Here is a 21,509-nt window from a genome sequence, read left to right on the forward strand (position 1 = left end):
TGATGGTGGCTGATCGCGGTCGACGAGGCGCCGGTGAACGAGGGACCGGCCGGCGACCGACGGGCGGGCCGCTCCCGCGGAGGCGTGGGAGCGGCCCGTCCCGGGTGCGCCGGTGGTGGGGGTGGGGCGTGGGGCTACTTCGGGGTGGCCCAGACCTGGCGCTTGTTCGTGTTCGCCGTGTAGAGCTGGACCACGGTGCCGTTGGCGGTCGCGCCGCCCGCCACGTCGAGGACCTTGCCCGACGCCACGTGGACGATCTGGCCCTTGGCGTTGACGGACCAGCGCTGTGCGGCCGAGCCGTTGCAGTCGTGGAGGCTGATCTTGTTGCCGTTGGTGCTCGCGTTGCGCGCGTTGTCCAGGCACTTGCCGAACGCGCGGAACGTGCCGTCCTTGCCCAGGATCCACGACTGGGCCGCGGAGCCGTTGCACGTGTAGAGCTGGATCTGCGTGCCGTTGGCCGCCTTGCCGCCCTTGGCGTCCAGGCACTTGGCGCCGATTCCGGTCACCCGGCCCTGCGGGGAGAGCGCGGCTCCGGCACCGGCCGCGAGGCGGCGCAGGCCCTGGACGTCGAACTGCTGGACGTAGGTGCCGGCGCGCTTGTCCTGGTAGGCGTACGCGGGCGAGCACATGACGGGGAACTGGCCGGAGTCCGTCCCCTTCACGCAGTCGCTCTTGTTCAGGCTGCGGTTGGCGTGTGTCAGGCCCAGCGTGTGCCCGAGCTCGTGGCTGATGTGGTTGCGCATGTACGTCTCGCCCATGGCGGCGGTCGGCTTGCCCGCCGAGGTGAAGAACTCGCTGTCGATGTAGGCGTGGCCGCTGGTCACGGTCTCCGCCACGGAGGAGTTGGTGAACCCGCAGCTGAGGTTCGCGCTGCCCGACCCGTCGTGGACCACCTTCCAGCCGGTGCTGCCCATGCTGCCTTCCCCGGCGGGCGGCAGGCAGGGGCGATGCAGGACGCCGACGATCACCTCGCCCTTGGGCCGTGTGTAGTCCCAGCCGACCGGCTTGGTGTCGACGGTGACCGGCAGGTTCGTGATGCGTCGCAGGTCGGCGGCGGAGGCCTGGACGTACGGGGCCAGCCAGTCCGCGGACTTCTGGTCGTAGAACTTGATCGTGTAGCCGGTCTGCAGCCACTTGGTCGCACCGCTCAGCTTCCACCCCTCGCCCTGGGGCGGCGCGGCCGCGGCGGCCGCGGCCGCGCGCGCGGCGGTCCGGGAAGGCTCCGCGCCGAGCGACATGACGCCGTCCTTGAAGGGCGTGCTGTCGCTGCCGTAGGTGGCGGAGTCCTCCGTGTGGGAGTCGGGCCCCTCGGCGGGGGAGTCGGGTGCCGCGGCGGTCGGAGGGGCGGTGTCCCCGGTGTCCTCGGTGCCGAACGCGGTGGAGGGGAGCTGCAGACTTCCCACGATCGCGGCCGCGGCCGCCACGGCAACCAGGGATATCCGGTGCTTGCCTGTCAGTCGCACGTGCTCGTTGCCTCTCATCGGAATTCGCCTCCCGCCGGTCGTGCGGTGGCACGGGTGCGGAAATCGAAGCGATGATAGATCAATAAGCCCAACGAGCTTCTGTCGCCGTGGAGTTGGCGGCGTGTGGGGGGAGGGGCGGGGGATTACCATCGAGTCGTGCCTCAACTCCAGCTTCTGCGCTTCGACCACGCCCCGGCCGTGCTTGAGTTCGAGCGGGAGAACCGGGCCTACTTCGCGGCGTCCGTTCCCGACCGCGGCGATCACTACTTCGCCCACTTCGGCGAGCGGCACCACGCCCTGATGGCCGAGCAGGCCGCCGGCCTGTGCTTCTTCCACGTCCTGGTGGGCGACGGCGGCGAGGTGGTGGGGCGGGTCAACCTCGTCGACGTGGCGGACGGTTCGGCCGAGCTGGGATACCGGATCGCCGAGAAGGCCGCCGGCCGGGGAGTGGCCACGGCGGCCGTCCACGAGGCCTGCGGCATTGCGGCCACGCAGTACGGCCTGACCACGCTGAGGGCGGTCACGACCCTCGACAACCCCGGCTCACAGGGCGTACTGGCCCGCACGGGTTTCACGCCGGTCGGCGACGTCCGAGTCGACGGCCGCCCGGGCCTCGGCTTCGTACGCCACCTCTGACCGCCTCACCTGACGGCGCCGGCCGCAGCGACCTGGAACGACTCGCCGACATCGCCATGACCGCCTGGCCGTCCTGACCCGTACGCCGCTCCGCCGTGCCGGTGCGAGCGACGGCCTTGCACCCGCCCCCGCCCCCAAGGCATGCTGCGCCAGGGCAAAGCGGGAGGATCATCATGCCGGTGGACAAGCGGACCGCCGTGACGGCGGTGCTGTGTGCTGTGGCGGCACTGGGGGCCTCAGCCGCGGTCGCCAAGCTGGCGCCGCCGCCCGGGGAGGTTCCGGCCGTGCGGGCGAAGGCCGCGCCGACGATGTCGCCGACGGCGACGCCCTCACGCTCGCAGGTGGCGAAGCCGCAGCTCTCCGCACCGCCCGCGACCACCCTGCCGCCGGCCGTGACGCCGCCGCCCGGTGGGCCCGCGGCCTTCACCGGGGCCCTGTTCACGAACGGCCTGGACAGTGAGCACTTCTGCACGGCCACCGTGGTGAGCAGCCCCGGCCGCAACCTCCTCATCACCGCCGGGCACTGCCTGCTCGACGGCCGGCAGGGCGACGGGACCGCCGTCTTCGCGCCCGCGTACGCCAACGGGGTCGCCCCGTACGGCACGTGGAAGATCGAGGAGGTCTTCGAGGACGACCGCTGGGCCGAGGGTACGGACGACGACTACGACCTGGCCTTCGCCCGCCTCGCCCCCGACGGCCAGGGCCGCGCCATCGAGGACGTGACCGGGGCGGCCGCGCTCGACACCAGTGGCCGCGCGGGTGAGCAGGTCACCGTCACCGGTTACCCCGCCGACCGCAAGGTTCCCCGTACCTGCACGTCGGTCGCCGTCCGCCTGAGCGCGACGCAGCAGCGCTTCGACTGCGCCGACTTCCCGGGCGGCACAAGCGGCAGCGCGTGGATCGCCCCCGATGGGAAGATCATCGGCATCCTCACGGGCGGGGACACCGACGACGTGTCGACCAGCACGGTCCTCGGGGAGTACGCGGCCTCGCTGTACGCGAAGGCCACGGCGAAGGCCCCCGCGTCCCGTTAGGGGGAGTTCACGACGTTGACGCTGGGGGCGTTGGACGGCGCCGGGCAGGAGACCACGGGGTTCTGCGGGTCGCAGCCGATCTCCGTGCCGCCTCCGAAGAGGGCGGCCGCCATCGTGATCTTCAGAGTCCCGACGTCGGTGCGGTCAGTGGCCCATGGGGGCCCGGGGAACTCTGCGCTCACTCGCCGGGCCCGAGCGCGGCCACCCGGTGGTGGATGCGCGACGTCTCTTCCAGCAGGTCCCTGGCCTTGTCCGGGTCCGCACGCTCGGCCGCCCGCCGCTCGAGATCACGAACGTGGTGGTCGAGGTGCGGGTCCCTGGCGAGCGCGTACTCGCCCCACCAGCGCGCCAGGAAAGCCGGTGCCGCCCCGATGTCGTAGGTGTCGGCGACCTTCGCCCGCCAGTTGGCCTCGAAGTCGCCCAGCAGCTGCGGGGCGTGGGCGGCGATCGCCGCCCGCAACGCGGGAATGCTGCGCTCGGGCATCGGGGGGACACCGTGGGCGGGCCCCGGGGCGGTGGTCATCAGCGCTTCCTCTTCCGGTCGGCGCACTCCACGCCAGTGCGCCCGGCACCGCCCGGTGAGGGGTAGGCGAATCCGTGCGAGGGCGAATCCGCCCGAAGGAGTGGGTGGCACGTGATCGCCACCCCTTGGCCGCGCCTCGCCGATCGGGCCGGGGGTCAGGCCAGCAGGCCCAGGTGGACCGGTTCTGCCGGGGCGTTCGCCAGGAGGTCCGGCAGGCGCGGGGGCCACAGGGGTTCGCCGAGGGTGGCCAGGCGCTCGGCGGGGAGCCACTGCCAGTGGATGCCGGGTTCCTCCAGGACCGGTTCGCGGTGGGGTCCCCGTGCGAGGTAGACGTGCTCGTGCTGGCGGACCGGGACCCCCTGGTGCGTGAAGTCGTGCTCCCAGGTGCACAGGAGCCGCTCCGGCTCCAGGTCGGTCCACCCGGTCTCCTCGCGCAGCTCGCGCCGCACGCAGTCCTCGGGACTCTCGCCGGGGTCGATGCCGCCGCCGGGCGGTAGCCAGTGGATGCCGACCTCCACGTTGTCCTCGCGGAAGAGGAACACGGATCCGGCGGGGGACAGGATGACAACGCGCGCTGCGTGACGTGGAGTTCGCCTCATCGATTCAGGGTACGCCGGTGATCGGATCCGGGGGATGGGCTTGCACCAGGCCTTTTGCCGCCCCATCCACCCGGTCCGATCACCCGGTTCGACCGCCCGGTCCGATCACCCGGTTCGACCGCCCGGTTCGACCGCCCGGTCCGATCACCCGGTCCGATCACCCGGTTCGACCGCCCGGTTCGACCACCCGGTCCGATCGCCCGAGGCCGAACCGCCGCGTCCGCCCGCCCCGTTGCCCCCCTACGCCGCCGCCAGCGCCAGCGTCGGCGACAGCCGGGCCGCGCGGACCGCCGGGTAGAGGCCGGCCAGCGTGCCGATCGCCAGCGTGGACGCGAAGCCGCCGGTCACCGCCCACAGCGGGACCACCCAGGGCAGGTCGCCCGCCCGGGCGTAGACCGCCGTGGCCGCGCCGCCGAGGACGATGCCCGCCAGGCCGCCGAGGCCGGACAGGAGCAGGGACTCCGTCACGAACTGGATCCGGATCTGGCCCTTGGTCCCGCCCAGGGACCGGCGCAGGCCGATCTCGTGCCGCCGCTCCAGCACCGAGATGATCATGGTGTTGGCGACCCCGACCCCGCCCACCAGCAGCGCGATCCCGCCCAGACCCAGCAGCAGCGTGCTGAAGGCGCCCTCCGTGGCCGCCTTCGCCTGGAGGGCCGCCGAGGGGTCGGTGACCAGGACCGCGCTCGGGGTCTGCGGGTTGGCCGTCTGGGGGATCAGCTTCCTGACCGCCGCCACCCGGTCGTCCGCCGACCGTTCGTACACCGCCGTCGGGTGCCCGTCGAAGCCCAGCAGCTGCTCGGCCGCGTCCCAGCCGATCAGCGCGGAGCGCTCGATCTCGGGGGCGAGCGGGATCGGCTTCAGGACGCCGATCACCGTGAAGTACCGGCCGCCGATGAAGACCTGCTGGCCCGGTTCGGTGATGCCGAGCCGGCGCGCGGACACGTCACCGAGCACCACCGACGGGTAGCGGCCGGTCGCCCCGTTGAGCCAGGTGCCGCTCGCGATGCCGGCACGCAGCGTGCCCAGCAGGTCGTCCTTGGCCGCCTTGAGCACGACCCCGCCCGTCTCGCCCTTCGGGATGTTCTCCGAACGGCGTACGGACTCGGCCACGTCCCCGGTGGTGCCGACCGACTCGACGCCCTCGATGCGGGAGATCATGCCGGGGGCGTCCTCGGGGAGCTTGGTGTCCTGGCCGGTGAACATCCCCTGGCCGGGCGTCGCCACCAGCATGTTGGTGCCGAGCGCGTCGAGTTCGCGCAGCAGCTTGGCCTGACTGGACGAGGAGATCCCGACCACCGCGATCATCGTCGCGATGCCGATGGCGATGCCGAGCGCGGACAGGAACACCCGCATCGGGCGCGAGCGCAGGCCGGCCGATCCGACGTGCAGGACGTCCCGCGGGGACAGCCGCGGCGGGGTCAGCCTCCGGGCGCGGGCGCCCGTGCGTGCCGCCGTACGCGTGCTCCTGCGCGTGCTCTCGGGCGTGCTCTCGGGCGTCCTCGTACGGCTCATGACGCCACCCCCGCCCCGGCCGCCCGGCTCCGTACGTCCGCCACGATCTCCCCGTCCCGGATCCGCACCTGCCGCGGCAGGCTCGCCGCGATCTCGTGGTCGTGGGTGATCACGGCGATGGTGGCGCCGTCCCGGTTCAGCTCGTGCAGCAGCTCCATCACCGACTCCCCGGACGCCGTGTCGAGCGCGCCCGTCGGCTCGTCGGCCAGCAGCAGGTCCGGCGCGCCCGCCACCGCGCGGGCGATCGCCACGCGCTGCTTCTGCCCGCCGGACAGCTCGTGCGGCCGGTGGCCCATCCGGTCGCCGAGGCCGACCCGCTCCAGGGCCTCGGCCGCGCGGCGGCCGCGCTCGGCCCGCGAGAGGCCGGAGTACAGCAGTCCCTCGGCGACGTTCGCCCGGGCGCTGATGCCCGGCACCAGGTGGAAGGACTGGAAGACGAAGCCGACGTGCCGGGACCGCAGGGCCGACAGCGAACGGTCCGACAGGGCCGCGATGTCGTGCCCGGCGATCCGTACGCGGCCGGCCGTCGGGCGGTCCAGCGTGCCGACGATGTGCAGCAGGGTGGACTTGCCGGAGCCCGACGGGCCGACGATGGCGAGGAGTTCGCCCGCGGCGACGCTCAGGTCGACCCCGCGCAGGGCCGCGACCCCGCCCGGGTACTCCTTGGTGACCCCGGTCAGTTCCACGACCGGCTCCGGGTGCGTCATGGCCGTCACAGCTTTGGGATCCCCACCTGCATGCCCTCCTTGAGGGCGTCGCCGGTCACCTCGACCCGGCCGTTGCCGAACATGCCCAGCTCGACCTTGACCTCGCGCGCCCGGCCGTCCTCCACGACCTGTACGCCGAAGCCGCCGCCCGCGAGTGCGAGCAGCGCGTTGACCGGTACGGAGAGCACGCCCTTGCGGGTCTCGCCGGTCAGGCCGACGGTCACCGGGGACTGGTCGGGGGCGTTGATCTCGGCGGGCTTGTCGAAGGTGACGGCCACGTCGACCTTGGCCTTCTTGTCGCCGCCCGCGCCGCCGCCACCGCCACCGCCGCCACCCGCGCTGGCGGCGTCGCCCTGGCCGTCCGCACCGCCGGCGCCGCCCACCGAGTCGATCTTCCCGGTGGCGCTGGCGCCACCCGGCAGCCGCACGGTGACCGGATCGCCGGCCTTCGCCGCACCCGCCTTCGCCGCGTCCATCTGGAAGCGGACGACGCGCTCGGTGCCCGTCACCGTCAGCACCGGCTTTCCGGGCGCGGCCTCGTCACCGACCGCCGCGTCGTTCCTGCGGACCCGCTGCGGCCCCGAGGCGAAGGCGATGTCCTCCTTGCCGACCTCGCCCGTCTCCGCCGCCTTGTGCGCCTTCTGCCACCGCTTGACCGCCGTCGCCGTCCCCGCCGTGAAGACGCCGTCCTCCGGATCGAGCCCGGTCCCGTACCCCAGCGCCTGCAGGTTCCGCTTCAGCTGCTTGACGTCCTCGCCCTTGTCCCCGGCCTTCAGCGGCCGGTACATCGGCGTGGACCCGTACATGAGCCGCACCACCCGGCCGTTGACCTCGTACAGCTTCCCGTCCCGCTCGACCGCCGAGCCCTCGCCCGCGATCCACGTCAGCACCCCCGGCCCGCCCGCGTTCAGCTTGCGCTCCTGCGCGTAGCCGAGGGTGCCCTCCACCTGGAGCCCCGAGCTGAGGTCGCCGCGCTGCACCGGCGCCGTGGCCGGCGGCAGGCCCGCCGTGCGCCGCTCCTGCCCGCCGCCGTCGCGCTGCGGCCGGTCCATGACGGCGTAGCCGCCGCCCGAGACGGCCAGTACGGCGGCCAGCGAGCCCAGCAGCCACTTGGCCCGCCTGCTCATCGGGCCGTTTCGCACTTCTTCTGGGCCTCTTCGAAGGCCTTCTCCTGACCCTTGGGGATCTCGGTGGCGCTCTTCATGCCCCCGTTGTACTCAGGGTCCTTGAGGGCGACCCCGTTCTCGCGCATGCACTGGATCCACTTGAGCTCCTTGTCCTTCTCCTCCTGCGTGGGCTCCTTGCCGGATCCGGGGCCGCCCATCCCGCAGGCCTTCATGGCCTCCTGCATCTTCTGCGGGTCGGCGCCGCCGCCCAGCGTCATCCCGCGCGGGTCCTGGCCGGGCTCGGGGTCCGGCACGTCGATGCCCTGCTCGCGCAGGCACTGGCGCATCTTCACGGCCCTGTCCGCGTCGGCGCCGGCGCCGCTGTCGCTCCCGCCTCCGCCTCCGCCTCCGCTCGCGCTGTCGGAGGAGTCCTTCTTCCCGTCCGTAGAGTCGTTCGCGCAGGCGGTGGCGAACAGGGTCAGCCCGGTGACGACCGCGGCCGTGGTCATGATCAGGGATCGCTTCATGGGCCCGAGCCTGCGCGGAGAGGGCCTTTCGCTTCCCTCTCGCACCCTGCTTACGGCGGCGAAATGCCGATCTCGGGTAAAGAGGACGCCATGCGCGTACTGGTGGTGGAGGACGAGGAATTCCTCAGGGAGATGATCGCCGAGGGGCTGCGCCGCGACGCGCTCGCCGTCGACGAGGCGGCCGACGGCCTGGAGGCCCTGCGGAGGCTGCGCCTCGGCGAGTACGACGTCCTGGTCCTGGACCGCGACCTGCCCGGCCTGCACGGCGACGAGGTCTGCCGCCAGGTCGTGCGCGAGCGGCTGCTGACCCGGGTCCTGATGCTGACCGCCTCCGGGACCGTACGGGACCGCGTCGAGGGCCTCGGCCTCGGAGCGGACGACTACCTCACGAAGCCCTTCGCCTACGACGAGCTGCTCGCCCGCGTCCTGGCGCTGGGCCGGCGCGCCCGCCCCGCCCTGCCGCCCGTACTGGAGCGCGCCGGGATCGCCGTCGACACCGCCCGGCGCAGCGCCACCCGCGACGGGCACCGGCTCGCGCTGTCCCGCAAGGAGTTCGCCGTCCTGGAGGCGCTGCTGCGCGCCGAGGGCGCCGTGGTCGGCAACGACGACCTGATCGAGCAGGTGTGGGAGCAGGACACCAGCTACTCCACCAACGCCGTCCGGGTGACCCTGAGCAAGCTCCGCGCCAAGCTGGGCGAGCCGCCGCTGATCGAGACCGTGCCGGGCGCGGGCTACCGGATCGCCGCGCCGTGACGCGCCGCCTGATGCCCCGCCGTCTGATGCCCCGCCGTCTCGTGCCCCGCCGCCTCGGAGGCGGCGACCGCCCGGAAACCGGCGGCCCGGCGGCCCGTCGCCCGGTCGGCGGAGTCCTGCGGACCGAGCGCGGCCGCCTCACCGCCCTCTACGGATCGCTGCTGCTCCTCGCGGGCGGCGGCCTGGTGGCGCTGGTCTACGTCCTGGTCGGACAGGGCCTCTACGCGAGCGTCAGCGGGGCCGTCCGCACGGTCAGCCCCGCCTACGTCCTCCCCTCGCCCGGCGCTTCGCCCAGTGCTTCGCCCGGCGCCACGCCCGGTGCCAGGCCCAGCGCCTCGCCCGGCGAGCGCGCCGACGTGGGCCGCACCTGGGAACCGGCGCGGCGTCGGCCCCCGGGCGAGGCCCCCACCCCCGAGGAGCTCAAGGGCTACGCGTTCACCCAGAACCTCTCGGACGCCGTCACCGACGCGACCCGCCACCGGCTGTTGATGTACTCGCTCCTCGCGCTGGCCGTCTTCGCCGTGCTGTCGATCTGGCTCGCCTGGTGGATGGCCGGCCGGGTGCTGCGCCCCGTCGGTGTGATCACCGAGACCGCGCGCCGCCTGTCCGGGGAGAACCTGGACGAGCGGATCGCCCTCGACGCCCCGCCCGGCGAGCTCAAGCAGCTGGCCGACACCTTCGACGCGATGCTCGGGCGGATGGAGCATCTGGTCTCCGCCCAGCGGCGGTTCGCGGCGAACGCGGCGCACGAACTGCGCACCCCGCTGGCCGTGCAGCGGGCGGCGGCCGAGATCGGGCTGGCCGGGGACCCGTCGCCGGAGAAGGTCGCCCGCATCCGCGCCAAGCTCATCGGCGTCGCCGACTCCAGCGAGCACCTGATCGAGTCCCTGCTGCTGCTCGCCGTCTCGGAGCAGGGGCTGGAGTCCACGGAGCCGGTGGACCTGGCGGCGCTGGCGGCGGCCGAGCTGGCGGCCTGCCCGCAGGAGGGGCTGACCGTCGTACGGACCCTCGCGCCGCTGACCGTGACAGGCGACCGGCTCCTGCTGGGCCACCTCCTGCGGAACGTGCTGATCAATGCGGTACGTCACAACCGCGCCGGGGGCCGGATCGCCGTGTCCACCTCCCCCGAGGGGGAACTGACGGTGTCGAACACCGGTCCGGTGATCGATCCGGCGGACGTGCCGGGGCTCCTGGAGCCGTTCCGCAGGCGCGCCGAACGGCAGCACACCGCAGGTGAGGGGGCCGGGTTGGGGCTCTCGATCGTGGCGTCGATCGCACGGGCGCACGGGGCGGAGCTGGCGGCCGAGGCCAACCCGGGCCCGGAGGGCGGCCTGACGGTCCGCGTCCGCTTCCCGGTGGCAGACTCCCGGCGGCAGGGCAGCGTTCAGCCGGAGTGAAGGGTGGCTGATGTACGGTCGGTTCAATGAGCAAGCACCGCCGAGCCCGCTCCCGCACGCTCCGTACGTCGCGTACGCCGCGTGCGGGACGTACTCGTACGTCCTCGCCCACGTCCCGTCGCGTGGCCCTCGCCGCCACGCTCGGCCTGCTGACCTTCGCGGCGGGCTGGGTGTACGCCCTCGACGAGAACGCCGGCGGCACCGCGGCGCAGGCGCGCGCCGACTCCCGGCCGCCGGCCGCGGACCGCGCCGCGCGCGACGCTCCCCGGGAAGCCCCCCGCGAAGCCCCGCGGGACCCGCTCCAGGGCCTGACCGGCATCAGTGAGCAGACCCGGGCCAGGATCCCCGCCGAGTCGCGCCAGCTCATCCTGGTCACCGGCCGGGCCAGGGACTCCTCGGAGTCCACCGCCGCCCTCTACAACCGTCCCGCGGCCGGCGCCGACTGGATCCGGGCCGCGAGCTGGCCGGCGCGCAACGGGGCCAAGGGCTGGTCCACGGAGCGCACGTACGGCGACCTGACTTCTCCCCAGGGCGTCTTCGCGCTGACCGACGCGGGCGGGCTGCTGCCGAAGCCGCCCGGCACCCGGCTCCCGTACGACAAGGACGCCTCCTTCGTGGCCACGGGCCGCGGGGTGAACGGCGAGTCCCTGGCCGGCTCCTTCGACTACGTCGTCGCCATCGACTTCAACCGCAGGCCGGGCACCTCACCGCTGGACCCGGTCAAGCCGGAGGGGGAGCGCAAGGGCGGCAACATCTGGCTGCACGTGGACCACGACGGCCCCTCGCAGGGCTGCGTCGGCATCCCGAAGGAAGCCATGAAGCAGGTCCTGGAGACCCTCGACCCGGCGGCGAAGCCGGTCATCGTGATGGGCCCGGAAGGCTTCTGACCCCGGGCCGCTCAGGCACCCGGGCCGTCGGCATCGCGGTCTCGGCCGGCGCGCTGTGTGTTTCCGTCACCGGCCCCTCGCCTCCGCCAGGCGCCGGTCCAACTCAATGTCCAGCTCATGCTGTTCGGACGGAGTCGGGGCGTAGCCGTTCCAGTCCTGCAGCGCGGCGCGGGCGTGTTCGGCGCGCTCGGCCCGTTCGGCCGGAGTGAGCAGCGTCTCGGCGAGACGGGCCAGGTAGGCGCGCAGCGACAGCCCCTCGGCGGCGGCCATGGCGGCGAGTCTGTCCTTGGTTTCGCCGGAGATGCGGATGGTGGCGTCGGCCATGAGCTTGCTCCTTCCGATACCGCAAGGGTAGGGCTCCTGTCGCCAGTACCCCCGACGTTCGGCCGGCGGACCGGTTCTCCCTCTTGCCTGACGGACCGTCAGCTACGACGATGGCCCGGCACCGATATGACGAATCGGCAGACGAAGGCGAGGCGGGCCCGCCATGGCGCGCGTATTTCCGGAAGGTCGGCTGGTCTACGGGATGCAGCTCCCGGTCCAGTCGCAGAGCACCCTCTACGCCGAGCCCTGGGAGGCGTCGGCCACCGCCGCCGATCTCGCCGCGGTCGCACGGGCCGCCGACCGGGCCGGCTTCGGGTACGTGGCCACCTGCGACCACGTGGCCATCCCGCGGCGGCTCGCCGGCCCCATGAGCACCGTCTGGTACGACCCGGTGGCCACCCTGTCCTTCCTCGCCGGGGTCACCGAGCACGTGCGGCTGCTCAGCCACGTGGCGATCCTCGGCCTGCGCCACCCGCTGATCAGCGCCAAGCAGTACGCCACCCTCGACCACCTCTCCGGCGGCCGGCTGATCCTCGGCGTCGGCGCGGGGCACGTCCAGGAGGAGTTCGAGATCCTCGGCGTGGACTTCGCGCGCCGCGGGGCCGTCCTCGACGAGACCCTGGACGCGCTGCGGGCGGCGCTGGGGCCCGAGGAGTACCCGGAGTTCGAGGGCGAGCTGTTCTCCTTCAGGGACCTGGGCCAGCTGCCCCGCCCCGTGCAGGAGCGGATCCCCGTCTGGGTCGGCGGCTCCTCGCCCGCCGCCGTCCGCCGGGCCGCGGTCCGCGGGGACGGCTGGCTCCCGCAGGGCGACCCGCGGGGCCGGCTCCCGGCGCAGATCGCCCGGATCAGGGAACTGCGCGCCGAGGCCGGAGTGGCGGGCCCGATGGAGATCGGCGCGATCACCGAGGCGCTGTACGTCGGCGAGCCCGGCTGGGACACCGGACGGCGCACCTTCACCGGCAAGCCGGAGGCGCTCGCCGAGTCCCTGCGGGAGTACAAGGCGCTCGGCGTGGACCAGATCCAGGTGCGCTTCCGCAGCCGCGACCGCGCCGAACTCGTCGACCAGATCACCGCTTTCGGGGCCGAGGTGGCCCCGCACCTCAACGACCAGCCACTTCGACTGACGACTAGCGACTAGGAGCACGGGCATGGGCAAGCTGGACGGGCGCGTCGTCGTCATCACCGGCGCGGCACGAGGCCAGGGCGAGCAGGAGGCCCGCCTCTTCGCCGCGGAGGGGGCCAAGGTGCTGCTCGGCGACGTGCTGGACGAGCAGGGCGCCGCGGTGGCCAAGGACATCGGCGAGGACCGGGCGCGGTACGTACGGATGGACGTGAGCCGCGAGGAGGACTGGGCCGCGGCGATCGCCACGGCCAAGGATGCCTTCGGCCCGGTGAACGGCCTGGTCAACAACGCGGGGATCCTGCGCTTCAACGAGCTGACCGCGACCCCGCTGGAGGAGTTCCAGCAGGTGGTCCAGGTCAACCAGGTGGGCGCCTTCCTCGGCATCAAGTCGGTGGCCCCCGAGATCGAGGCGGCCGGCGGCGGCACCATCGTCAACACCTCCTCGTACACGGGCCTGACGGGCATGGCGTACGTCGGCACCTACGCCGCGACCAAGGCGGCCATCCTCGGCCTCACCCGCGTGGCCGCGCTGGAGCTGGCGGGCAAGGGGATCCGGGTCAACGCGATGTGCCCGGGCGCCGTGGACACCCCGATGGCCAATCCCGGCCTGCTGGACCCGGCGAACATGACCGACGAGGCCAGGGACGCGATGGCGGAGCTCTACAAGCGGGTGGTCCCGATGGGGCGGGTGGGGCAGCCGGAGGAGATCGCCAGGCTGGCGCTCTTCCTGACCGCGGACGACTCCTCGTACATCACCGGCCAGCCGTTCGTGATCGACGGTGGCTGGATGGCGGGCGTCAGCATCCTGTAGACGCCACGGCTCACCCTCCCTCAGTATCTGATGGAGCGTCAGCTATTGACGCTCCCGCCCCCGCGATGGAACAGTCGAGACATCGAATCTGACGCAACGTCAGAAACCAAAGGACGGTGAACCCCTTGGAATTCGGGCTCTTTGTGCAGGGATACGTGCCTGAGGCGCGGTCCAAGGTCGACCCCGAGGCAGAGCACAAGGCGCTGATCGAGGAGACCGAGTACGTCATCCAGGCGGACAAGTCAGGCTTCAAGTACGCCTGGGCCTCCGAGCACCACTTCCTGGAGGAGTACTCGCACCTGTCGGCGAACGAGGTGTTCCTCGGGTACCTCGCCCACGCCACCGAGCGCATCCACCTCGGCTCCGGCATCTTCAACCCGCTCGCCCCGGTGAACCACCCGGTCAAGGTGGCCGAGAAGGTCACCATGCTCGACCACCTCTCCAAGGGCCGCTTCGAGTTCGGCACCGGCCGCGGCGCGGGCAGCCACGAGATCCTCGGCTTCCTGCCCGGCATCGAGGACATGAACGGCACCAAGGAGATCTGGGAGGAGACCATCGCGGAGTTCCCCAAGATGTTCCTCCAGGAGGAATACGAGGGGTTCCAGGGCAAGCACTGGTCGCTGCCGCCGCGGAAGATCTTCCCCAAGCCGTACGGGAAGGCGCACCCGGCCATGTGGTACGCCGCCGGCTCCCCGTCCTCGTACGCGATGGCGGCGAAGAAGGGCCTCGGCGTGCTGGGCTTCAGCGTGCAGAAGGTCTCCGACATGGAGTGGGTCCTCGACCAGTACAAGACGGCCATCCGGGAGGCGAAGGCGATAGGCGCCTTCGTCAACGACAACGTCATGGTCACCTCGACCGCGATCTGCGCCGAGACGCACGACAAGGCCGTCGAGATCGCCGTCAACGCCAACATGAACCGCTTCCAGTCGCTGGTCTTCCGCTACCACGACACCTTCCCGCGGCCCGAGGCGATCCCGCAGTGGCCCGAGATCCTGCCGGAGTACAACGCGGAGATCATCGAGCTGCTCATCGCCGAGGAACTGCTGATCTGCGGCGACCCGTCGGAGGTCCGCGCCCAGTGCAAGCGCTGGGAGCAGGCGGGCGCGGACCAGCTCTCCTTCGGTCTGCCGACCGGGGTCTCGTACGAGGACACGATGACCACGATCAAGCTGATCGGCGAGCACGTGATCCCGCACATCGACACGGACCCGGTCCACCGCACGACCCGCTTCCGGGAATCCGCGTAGCGGCTGCCCCGGACGACGGGCGACGGGCCGCAGCCGGCCCCGTGCCCCGGACCCGGGCCCCCGTACGGGGACGGCGCCTTCCCGGACCGCCGTCCCGCACCGGCCCCGGCCGGAGGCGATGCCGAGGCCGCGGCCGGCCCGGCGGCCTCCGGCCGGGGCACACGGGTGCGGCCCCGCCGCGGGGGCGCCGCCCCCGAACCCCCGCGCCTCAAACGCCGGCGGGGCTGGATGGTTCAGCCTCGCCGGCGTTTGAGGCGCGGGGTCTGGGGCGGCGCCCCGGGAAACCCGGCTCCGCCGGGCACCGGGCTCTGCCCGGACCTGTACGGCCGCAACGCGCACACCGGCAGAAGGGACGTCATGCTCGACCACCTGATCAAGGGCGCGACCGTCGTGGACGGCACCGGCGCCCCCGCCCGCATCGCAGACCTCGGGATACGGGACGGGCGGATAGCCGTCATCGCAGAGCCCGGCACCGTCACGGAAGAGGCCCGCACCACCGAGGACGCCACCGGCCTCGTCCTCACCCCCGGCTTCATCGACCCCCACACGCACTACGACGCCCAGCTCTTCTGGGACCCGTACGCCACGCCCTCCATGAACCACGGCGTGACCACCGTCGCCGGCGGCAACTGCGGCTTCACCCTGGCCCCGCTCCACCCGGACCGCCCGCAGGACGCCGACTACACGCGCCGCATGATGAGCAAGGTCGAGGGCATGGCCCTCAAGGCCCTGGAGGAGGGCGTCGACTGGACCTGGTCCACCTTCGGCGAGTACCTCGACGCGCTCGACGGCCGGATCGCCGTCAACGCCGGGTTCATGGTCGGCCACTGCGCCCTGCGCCGGCACGTCATGGGCGAGGACGCCGTCGGCGGCCAGCCCACCCCCGAGCAGATGCAGCAGATGCTCGACCTCTTCCACGACGCCATGAACGCCGGCGCCTGGGGCCTGTCCACCACCCAGTCCTCCACCCACTCCGACGGCGCCGGCGCCCCCGTCGCCTCCCGGCACGCCAAGCCGGCCGAACTCCTCGCCCTCTCCCGCGCGGTCGCCGAACACGAGGGCACCCAGCTCGAAGCGATCGTCGCCGGCTGCCTCGACCAGTTCTCCGACGAGGAGATCGACCTCTTCGTCGACATGAGCGCGGCCGCCGGACGGCCGCTGAACTGGAACGTCCTCACCGTCGACGCCTCCGTCCCCGAACGGGTCCCGCGCCAGCTCATCCCCAGCGAGCGCGCCCGCAAGGCCGGCGGCCGGATCGTCGCGCTGACGATGCCGATCCTCACCCCCATGAACATGTCCCTCGGCACCTTCTGCGCCCTCAACCTCATCCCCGGCTGGGGCGAGATCCTCGGCCTGCCCGTCCCCGAGCGGATCGAGAAGCTGCGCGACGCCGGCGTACGGGCCGAGATGCTGCGCCGCGCGGACAGCAAGGAGGCCGGGGTCTTCCGGCGCCTCGCGAACTTCGGGCGGTACGTCATCGGGGACACGTACAGCAAGGAGAACGAGGGCCTCTCCGGCCGGGTCGTGAACGACATCGCGGCCGAGCGCGGCCAGGACGCCTTCCACTGCCTGGTGGAGATCTGCGCCAACGACGACCTGCGCACGGTGCTCTGGCCGATGCCCACCGACAACGACCCGGCGAGCTGGACCCTGCGCGCCGAGACCTGGCAGCACGAGGACGTCATGCTGGGCGGCTCCGACGCGGGCGCCCACCTGGACCGGATGTGCGGGGCCCCGTACACGACCCGCTTCCTCGGCGACTGCCTGCGCGGCCGCAAGCTGGTGCCGCTGGAGCAGGCGGTACGGATGCTCACCGACGACCCGGCCCGGCTGTTCGGGCTGCGCGAGCGCGGCCGCCTCGCCGAGGGCCACCACGCTGACCTGGTCCTCTTCGACCCGGAACGCATCGAGGCGGGACCCGCGACCCTGGTCCACGACCTGCCCGGGGACAGCCCCCGGCTCGACGCGCGCGCCATCGGCATCGTCTCGGTACGGGTCAACGGCGTGGAGACCATCCGCGACGACGAGATCACGGGGGCGATCCCCGGGATCGTGCTCCGGTCGGGCCGTGACACGAGGACGGTGAGCACCCGGTGACGGACGCCCAGGCGCAGAAGCTCTACATCGGCGGGGAGTGGGTGGAGCCGGCGGGCGGCCACTACGAGGTGGTCGCCCCGGCGGACGAGTCGGTGGTGGGCCTGGCCCCCGAGGCCTCGCGCGCGCAGGTCGAGGAGGCGGCGCGCGCCGCGGCCGAGGCCTTCGAGAGCTGGTCGCGTACGAAGCCCGAGGCGCGGGCGGCGATCCTCGACCGGGCCGCGGACATCATGCAGCGGGAGTTCGAGCCGTGGACGGCGCTGGCCCGGGCCGAGACGGGCGCGCCGACCGGGATCGCCCGCGGCATGCAGGTCGGGGTCGGGGTCGCCCGCTTCCGGCGGTACGCGAAGGGCGCGCTGGAGCCGGTGGAGAAGGGGCTGCCGCCGCAGGTGACGGAGGCCGGCCCGATGGGGAAGGCGTCGATCCTGGGCGCGCTGGAGGTCCGCCAGCCGGTCGGGGTCGTCACCTGCATCACCTCGTACAACAACCCGTGGGCGAACCCGGCGGGCAAGGTGGCCCCGGCCCTGGCCATGGGCAACACGGTCGTGGTCAAGCCGGCCCCGCAGGACCCGCTGTCGGTGTTCAAGATGGCCGCGGCGCTCGCGGAGGCCGGGGTGCCGGCGGGCGTGGTGAACGTGGTGAACGGGCAGTCGGTGGAGGTCGGAGAGGCCGCCGTCGACTCCCCGGACGTGGACATGGTGTCCTTCACCGGCTCCACGGCCGTCGGCCGGCGCATCGCGGAGGTCTGTGGGCGGAGCATGAAGCGGCAGCTGATGGAGCTGGGCGGCAAGGGCGCGGCGATCGTCTTCGAGGACGCCGACCTGGACGCGGCGGTCATGGGCATCGGCACCACCTTCTCCTTCTACTCCGGACAGATCTGCACGGCCCCGACCCGGGTGATCGTCCACCGGTCGGTGTACGAACAGCTCGTGGAGAAGCTGACCGGCTACCTGGCCTTCATGAAGGTCGGCGACCCGGCGGCGGCCGGCACGGTGGTGGGGCCGGTGATCTCGGCGGCCCACCGGGACCGCGTGGAGTCCTACATCGAGCTGGGGAAGAAGGAGGGCGCGCGGATCGCCCACGGCGGCGAGCGCCCGGTGGTGGGGGACGGCCGCGGCTTCTACGTGGCCCCGACCCTCCTCGTGGACTGCACGAACGACATGCGGGTGGTCCGCGAGGAGATCTTCGGCCCGGTGGTCGTGGTGGTCCCCTTCGACGGGGATGAGGAAGAGGCGGTCCGGCTGGCCAACGACAGCGACTTCGGGCTGCTGAACTACGTGTGGTCGGGGGACTCGGCGCGCGCGTTCCGCGTGGCGCGGAGGCTGCGGGCGGGCGGGATCGGTGTGAACACCATCGGCCGCAACATGGAGGCTCCGTTCGGCGGCTTCAAGCGCAGCGGAGTCGGGCGCGACGTGGGCTCGTACGCCCTGCACGCGTACAGCGAGATCCAGTCGATCGTCTGGACGGCGTAGGTCCGCACGCGCGGATCGCGGGCGGGCACCCGGGAAGGGCGCCCACCCGAGCTCCTATTCCTCTTCCTCCTCGGGCCAGGGGAAGCCGAGGGCCTCGGCGTCCTCCCGGCGGGCATGACGGAGACTGGCCAGGAACCGGGGATCGCCGGCCGCGAGCCGGCGGAGTGCGGCGGCCGCCTGCTCCTGCGGTGGGGATCCGTCGTCGGGGACGAGCCACTCGAAGTACAGCCGCGGTCCGTCCGGGACCTGCGTCCCGGCCCCCAGGCCGCGCTCGTGGGCGAACGAGACCAGGACCGTCCCCGGATCGCCCCACGAGGGGTGCGCCGAGGCCTCCCCGCAGTCCCACGCGGAGAGCAGCTCGGGCCGGTCCCGCAGACCTCTGGCGATGAGCAGAGCGGTCGTGTGGGCCGGCCACTCCCACTCCCGGTCCTGTGTGGCCCGGGTGATCTCGGCGTCGTAGGCGGCGGCGTCGAATCGCAGCGCTGCGGGCTGCGGCCCCTCCGAGCCCCGCCAGCCGTCCCACACGACATGGTCGCCCTCCCGGCGGATGCTGACGTGGAGCGCGCCGCAGCACAACTCGCCGCAGTGCGGCCAGGCGAGCTGCACCTCGCGGGGCTCCGCCTCGGCCCGCAGAAGGCCGTTGTCGAGCAGGGCCCTGGGGCCCTGGCAGACACCTATGGGGAACAGCGCGGCCACCACGGGGAGTCCGTCGACCAGGATGCGCGTCTCCACCAGGCTCCGGACGGCCGGGTCGGTCACGACGACCTCCAGGCGGAACCGGTCCGGCCCGCAGGGGCGGGCGAACGGCCGCCGCCCGGTGCGGCGGATCCAGCCGGCCCGCAGCCCCGCGTCGCCCTCGCCGTCCGCCGCCTTTCCGGTCACGGCCGCCCAGGCGGGTCGGGCCAGCAGTCGGCCCAGGGTGTCGAGCAGCTCCTCGCGGCGCCCCGGCGGCCAGTCGAGGACCGCGCCCGCACCGCTGTACAGGTCGATGGCGAGCGACAGCAGCATGGCGTGGGCGTCCAGCTCCGGGGTGAGCCGGTGGGCCCCGGCGACCACCGCCTCGTACAGGGGCACGGGACGTGAGTAGTCGGGGAACCGCGGCCCCTGGACGTAGGGGTCGGCCATCACGGCGAGCATGCGTCCGGCCAGTCCGACCAGCCCCGCGTCCTGCGGGTACGCACGCAGCAGGACGTCGAGCCGGACGACCTCGGCGAGCCGGGCGACGGGTACGGGCCAGGGCGCGGGCGGCGGGTCCGCCGGCGGGAGCAGCAAGGCCCGTACGGCGTCGGAGTCCTCGCTGGTCACCGCCTCGATCAGCTGCTGGACGCGGGGTTCGTCATTGCGGCGGGTCAGCCACAGCAGAGCGGCCGCATGGCGGTCGATCCGTTCGAGGGCCTCGACTGCCGGGTCGGCGAAGCCTTCGAGCATGCCCAGGGTGCGGACGCAGGGGACGTCCTCGGGTCTGCCGAGCCAGGTCAGCAGGCCGAGACCGGCGCTGACCGCGGCCGGGTGGCTGCCCGTGCGTGCCAGTCGGCGGGCCAGGCACCGGGCGGTGCCGGTGATCGGGTCGTCCGGTGTGAGGCGGCGGCCGATCCAGTAGGTGATCCGGTGGACGGTCTTGGGCTCGACGGGGAGCGCGGCCAGCCGCAGCTGTGCGGATTCGGCGGCCCGGTCGGTGTCCGGGTCGGCCAGCAGCGGGGCGAGGGCTTCGGTGACCGCCGCTTCGGCGGGGCCGTAGTCGAGTTCGTCGTCCTCGTCGATTCCGGGGAACCCCTCGGGGAGGGGGAAGCCACCGGAGGGGATCCGCCCCTCGGGTTCGATGCCGTGCCGGAAGAGGGCGTAGTCGTAGAGGGAGGTGGTCCGGGGGCTGAGCGCCTGGCGCTCGTCGCGGGCGCTCACCGGGCGGGTTGGGACTCGATTCCGTAGGTCATGACCGGCAGCATGCCGCAGTGATCATCCGGCGTCCAGTGAGAAAACGGCCTCGCCGCGGACCCGGCCGTTGATCTGGAGCTGCACCAGGTGGTCGCCGGAGTGGTAGCGGCGGGTGGTGATCGGTTTGAAGGAGTGGCGCTTGGTGCCGGTGAGGGTTTCGCCGGGGCCCAGGGCGCGGGTGACGAGTTTGAACACCTTGGGGGTGCGGGTGCCGTTCGCCTTCGTGTGGTGCACGACGTAGTCGACCACCAGCTCGGCCGGGAGCACGCCGGTGTTGGTGACCGCGTAGCCGAAGACGAGGTACTCGCCGACGGCGACGCGCGGGGTGGTGACCACCGGCCCGCGCACGGAGACCGGCACGTCCGGGGAGTGCCCGAGCAGGGTCAGCGCCTCGGGCCGGCCGGCCTTGACGAGCGTGCGCAGGCCGTGGCGTACGACGCGGTCCGTCGTACCGGCGGGCTCGGCCAGCCAGCGGGCCGCGGTCTCGACGGCGAGCGCGGGGTGGTCCCGGCTGATGTCGTTGAGGTGGTTGGAGACGGAGCGGCGGACGTATTCGGACTCGTCGCGGTAGAGGGCGTCCAGCACCGGCAGGGCCGGGCGCGGGTCGGCGACGAAGGCGGGCAGCTGCGGGGCCCACGGCAGCCGGGGCCGCGTGCCCTCGCTGGCGAGGCGGCGTACGTGCGGGTCCGGGTCGTCCGTCCACTTCTGTACGACGGCCAGGGCGCGGGCCGGGTCGGCGCGCAGGAAGGGCCGTACGGCGGATTCGGCGGTCAGCCGGGAGGTGAGGTCGTGCAGCAGCGTCAGCCCGGGCTCGAAGACCTCCAGCCCGCGGGCGGCGACGGCCTCGTTGACGGGGAAGGTCATCCAGCCCTCGAAGCCGGGGTCGGCGAGGGCGGTGCGGACGACGGCCTCGAAGCCGGGCCAGTCCGCGGGGAGGTCGGCGAGGACGGCGTCGCGGACGGCGGCGACGCGGCCGCTGTAGGACAGCCCGTCGAGCGCGTCGGCGCGGGCGCGCAGGGCGGGTGCGGACCGGCGGCCGCCCGCGCGGGCGAGCAGCCGGGCCAGGGTACGGACGGTTTCCGCGCTGAGGAGCTCATCGGCCGTGGGCATGGGGACAGTCTTGCGGATGCGGGTGCCGCCCTGGGTGCAGCGGTTACCACTGGTCACCGCAAAGTTACGGGGGAAACTTTGTATTTGCACAAAACGGACATGGCTGCGGTTTCCGCATCCCGAAAGCTGCTCCCCGGAGCCTGTTGAAGCAGGGTCGATTCCGAAGTGAACCTTGTATTACGTGCTCATGAACTGCTCAGGCCTCAAGATTCCAAGGCGCTCCCGGGGTTGTCCTGCCGGACTCCGATC

Annotated in this window: 21 protein-coding genes; 10 read left to right on the forward strand and 11 right to left on the reverse strand. The window is 72.9% G+C overall.

Annotated features, from left to right (window positions below):
• Positions 1-134 precede the first annotated feature (134 nt).
• Positions 135-1,481 (reverse strand): ricin-type beta-trefoil lectin domain protein, encoded by a 1,347-nt coding sequence (locus OG534_RS21015; protein ID WP_326589763.1) that lies wholly within the window; start codon positions 1,479-1,481, stop codon positions 135-137.
• A gap of 138 nt (positions 1,482-1,619) precedes the next feature.
• Here OG534_RS21015 and OG534_RS21020 point away from each other — a divergent pair, with 138 nt between their 5' ends.
• Together OG534_RS21020 and OG534_RS21025 are read left to right on the forward strand one after the other, a co-directional pair.
• Positions 1,620-2,099: a GNAT family N-acetyltransferase gene (locus OG534_RS21020; protein WP_326589764.1), complete on the forward strand. Its 480-nt coding sequence runs from the start codon at positions 1,620-1,622 to the stop codon at positions 2,097-2,099.
• Between the two features lie 179 nt (positions 2,100-2,278).
• Entirely contained in the window at positions 2,279-3,133 is an 855-nt protein-coding gene (locus tag OG534_RS21025) for a trypsin-like serine peptidase (RefSeq protein WP_326589765.1), read from the forward strand.
• On the opposite strand, the gene OG534_RS21030 is transcribed toward OG534_RS21025, so the two are convergent.
• From OG534_RS21030 to OG534_RS21060, 7 genes are all read right to left on the reverse strand, one after another.
• Positions 3,130-3,315: a hypothetical protein gene (locus OG534_RS21030; protein WP_326589767.1), complete on the reverse strand. Its 186-nt coding sequence runs from the start codon at positions 3,313-3,315 to the stop codon at positions 3,130-3,132. The genes OG534_RS21025 and OG534_RS21030 overlap by 4 nt on opposite strands.
• Positions 3,312-3,656 (reverse strand): hypothetical protein, encoded by a 345-nt coding sequence (locus tag OG534_RS21035; protein WP_326589769.1) that lies wholly within the window; start codon positions 3,654-3,656, stop codon positions 3,312-3,314. Before OG534_RS21035 ends, OG534_RS21030 begins: the two co-directional genes overlap by 4 nt.
• Before the next feature lie 155 nt (positions 3,657-3,811).
• Positions 3,812-4,255, reverse strand: coding sequence for an NUDIX hydrolase (locus OG534_RS21040; RefSeq protein WP_326589771.1), 444 nt, complete (start codon positions 4,253-4,255; stop codon positions 3,812-3,814).
• Positions 4,256-4,495: 240 nt separating this feature from the next.
• Positions 4,496-5,770 (reverse strand): ABC transporter permease, encoded by a 1,275-nt coding sequence (locus tag OG534_RS21045; RefSeq protein ID WP_326589772.1) that lies wholly within the window; start codon positions 5,768-5,770, stop codon positions 4,496-4,498.
• The gene (locus OG534_RS21050; RefSeq protein ID WP_326593733.1) at positions 5,767-6,477 is read right to left on the reverse strand and encodes an ABC transporter ATP-binding protein; all 711 of its coding nucleotides are present in this window, start codon (positions 6,475-6,477) and stop codon (positions 5,767-5,769) included. Before OG534_RS21050 ends, OG534_RS21045 begins: the two co-directional genes overlap by 4 nt.
• A gap of 5 nt (positions 6,478-6,482) precedes the next feature.
• The gene (locus tag OG534_RS21055; RefSeq protein ID WP_326589773.1) at positions 6,483-7,604 is read right to left on the reverse strand and encodes a peptidoglycan-binding protein; all 1,122 of its coding nucleotides are present in this window, start codon (positions 7,602-7,604) and stop codon (positions 6,483-6,485) included.
• A complete protein-coding gene (locus tag OG534_RS21060; protein ID WP_326589774.1) occupies positions 7,601-8,110 on the reverse strand; it encodes a hypothetical protein in 510 nt (169 codons plus the stop codon). The genes OG534_RS21055 and OG534_RS21060 overlap by 4 nt, the downstream gene beginning before the upstream one ends.
• A 90-nt stretch (positions 8,111-8,200) precedes the next feature.
• Here OG534_RS21060 and OG534_RS21065 point away from each other — a divergent pair, with 90 nt between their 5' ends.
• The 3 genes from OG534_RS21065 to OG534_RS21075 are packed head-to-tail and all read left to right on the forward strand — an operon-like array spanning position 8,201 to position 11,147.
• Positions 8,201-8,863, forward strand: a complete 663-nt coding sequence (locus tag OG534_RS21065; protein ID WP_326589776.1) for a response regulator transcription factor — start codon at positions 8,201-8,203, stop codon at positions 8,861-8,863.
• A gap of 11 nt (positions 8,864-8,874) precedes the next feature.
• Positions 8,875-10,260, forward strand: coding sequence for a sensor histidine kinase (locus tag OG534_RS21070; RefSeq protein ID WP_442807115.1), 1,386 nt, complete (start codon positions 8,875-8,877; stop codon positions 10,258-10,260).
• A 26-nt stretch (positions 10,261-10,286) separates the two neighbouring features.
• Positions 10,287-11,147, forward strand: a complete 861-nt coding sequence (locus OG534_RS21075; protein WP_326589777.1) for a L,D-transpeptidase family protein — start codon at positions 10,287-10,289, stop codon at positions 11,145-11,147.
• Between the two features lie 66 nt (positions 11,148-11,213).
• Here OG534_RS21075 and OG534_RS21080 read toward each other — a convergent pair whose 3' ends face one another.
• A complete protein-coding gene (locus OG534_RS21080; RefSeq protein WP_326589778.1) occupies positions 11,214-11,471 on the reverse strand; it encodes a hypothetical protein in 258 nt (85 codons plus the stop codon).
• 163 nt (positions 11,472-11,634) lie between these two features.
• Here OG534_RS21080 and OG534_RS21085 point away from each other — a divergent pair, with 163 nt between their 5' ends.
• The 5 genes from OG534_RS21085 (at position 11,635) to OG534_RS21105 (ending at position 18,218) form a co-directional block, all read left to right on the forward strand.
• On the forward strand, positions 11,635-12,609 hold the full coding sequence (locus OG534_RS21085; RefSeq protein WP_326589779.1) for an LLM class F420-dependent oxidoreductase: 975 nt from the start codon (positions 11,635-11,637) through the stop codon (positions 12,607-12,609).
• Between the two features lie 10 nt (positions 12,610-12,619).
• Positions 12,620-13,405 carry an SDR family NAD(P)-dependent oxidoreductase gene (locus tag OG534_RS21090; RefSeq protein ID WP_326589781.1) on the forward strand — a complete coding sequence of 262 codons (786 nt, stop codon included), beginning with the start codon at positions 12,620-12,622 and terminating at the stop codon, positions 13,403-13,405.
• A 125-nt stretch (positions 13,406-13,530) separates the two neighbouring features.
• Entirely contained in the window at positions 13,531-14,652 is a 1,122-nt protein-coding gene (locus tag OG534_RS21095; protein ID WP_326593737.1) for an LLM class flavin-dependent oxidoreductase, read from the forward strand.
• Between the two features lie 357 nt (positions 14,653-15,009).
• The gene (locus OG534_RS21100) at positions 15,010-16,749 is read left to right on the forward strand and encodes an N-acyl-D-amino-acid deacylase family protein (protein ID WP_326589783.1); all 1,740 of its coding nucleotides are present in this window, start codon (positions 15,010-15,012) and stop codon (positions 16,747-16,749) included.
• Positions 16,746-18,218, forward strand: coding sequence for an aldehyde dehydrogenase family protein (locus OG534_RS21105; protein WP_326589784.1), 1,473 nt, complete (start codon positions 16,746-16,748; stop codon positions 18,216-18,218). Before OG534_RS21100 ends, OG534_RS21105 begins: the two co-directional genes overlap by 4 nt.
• A 54-nt stretch (positions 18,219-18,272) precedes the next feature.
• On the opposite strand, the gene OG534_RS21110 is transcribed toward OG534_RS21105, so the two are convergent.
• Together OG534_RS21110 and OG534_RS21115 are read right to left on the reverse strand one after the other, a co-directional pair.
• Complete coding sequence (locus OG534_RS21110; protein ID WP_326589786.1) at positions 18,273-20,117, reverse strand: hypothetical protein; 1,845 nt, start codon at positions 20,115-20,117, stop codon at positions 18,273-18,275.
• Between the two features lie 54 nt (positions 20,118-20,171).
• Positions 20,172-21,260: a DNA alkylation repair protein gene (locus tag OG534_RS21115; RefSeq protein ID WP_326589787.1), complete on the reverse strand. Its 1,089-nt coding sequence runs from the start codon at positions 21,258-21,260 to the stop codon at positions 20,172-20,174.
• Between the last annotated feature and the right edge of the window lie 249 nt (positions 21,261-21,509).

The organism is Streptomyces sp. NBC_01294, from assembly GCF_035917235.1.
GTDB lineage: Bacteria > Actinomycetota > Actinomycetes > Streptomycetales > Streptomycetaceae > Streptomyces > Streptomyces caledonius.

Coding starts and splice junctions, on each gene's coding strand:
- OG534_RS21060 (WP_326589774.1), bottom strand. CDS start 8,110: ATGAAGCGATCCCTGATCATGACCACGGCCGCGGTCGTCACCGGGCTG.
- OG534_RS21015 (WP_326589763.1), bottom strand. CDS start 1,481: ATGAGAGGCAACGAGCACGTGCGACTGACAGGCAAGCACCGGATATCC.
- OG534_RS21090 (WP_326589781.1), top strand. CDS start 12,620: ATGGGCAAGCTGGACGGGCGCGTCGTCGTCATCACCGGCGCGGCACGA.
- OG534_RS21080 (WP_326589778.1), bottom strand. CDS start 11,471: ATGGCCGACGCCACCATCCGCATCTCCGGCGAAACCAAGGACAGACTC.
- OG534_RS21115 (WP_326589787.1), bottom strand. CDS start 21,260: ATGCCCACGGCCGATGAGCTCCTCAGCGCGGAAACCGTCCGTACCCTG.
- OG534_RS21045 (WP_326589772.1), bottom strand. CDS start 5,770: ATGAGCCGTACGAGGACGCCCGAGAGCACGCCCGAGAGCACGCGCAGG.
- OG534_RS21070 (WP_442807115.1), top strand. CDS start 8,875: ATGCCCCGCCGTCTGATGCCCCGCCGTCTCGTGCCCCGCCGCCTCGGA.
- OG534_RS21050 (WP_326593733.1), bottom strand. CDS start 6,477: ATGACGCACCCGGAGCCGGTCGTGGAACTGACCGGGGTCACCAAGGAG.
- OG534_RS21100 (WP_326589783.1), top strand. CDS start 15,010: ATGCTCGACCACCTGATCAAGGGCGCGACCGTCGTGGACGGCACCGGC.
- OG534_RS21085 (WP_326589779.1), top strand. CDS start 11,635: ATGGCGCGCGTATTTCCGGAAGGTCGGCTGGTCTACGGGATGCAGCTC.
- OG534_RS21075 (WP_326589777.1), top strand. CDS start 10,287: ATGAGCAAGCACCGCCGAGCCCGCTCCCGCACGCTCCGTACGTCGCGT.
- OG534_RS21065 (WP_326589776.1), top strand. CDS start 8,201: ATGCGCGTACTGGTGGTGGAGGACGAGGAATTCCTCAGGGAGATGATC.
- OG534_RS21055 (WP_326589773.1), bottom strand. CDS start 7,604: ATGAGCAGGCGGGCCAAGTGGCTGCTGGGCTCGCTGGCCGCCGTACTG.
- OG534_RS21040 (WP_326589771.1), bottom strand. CDS start 4,255: ATGAGGCGAACTCCACGTCACGCAGCGCGCGTTGTCATCCTGTCCCCC.
- OG534_RS21035 (WP_326589769.1), bottom strand. CDS start 3,656: ATGACCACCGCCCCGGGGCCCGCCCACGGTGTCCCCCCGATGCCCGAG.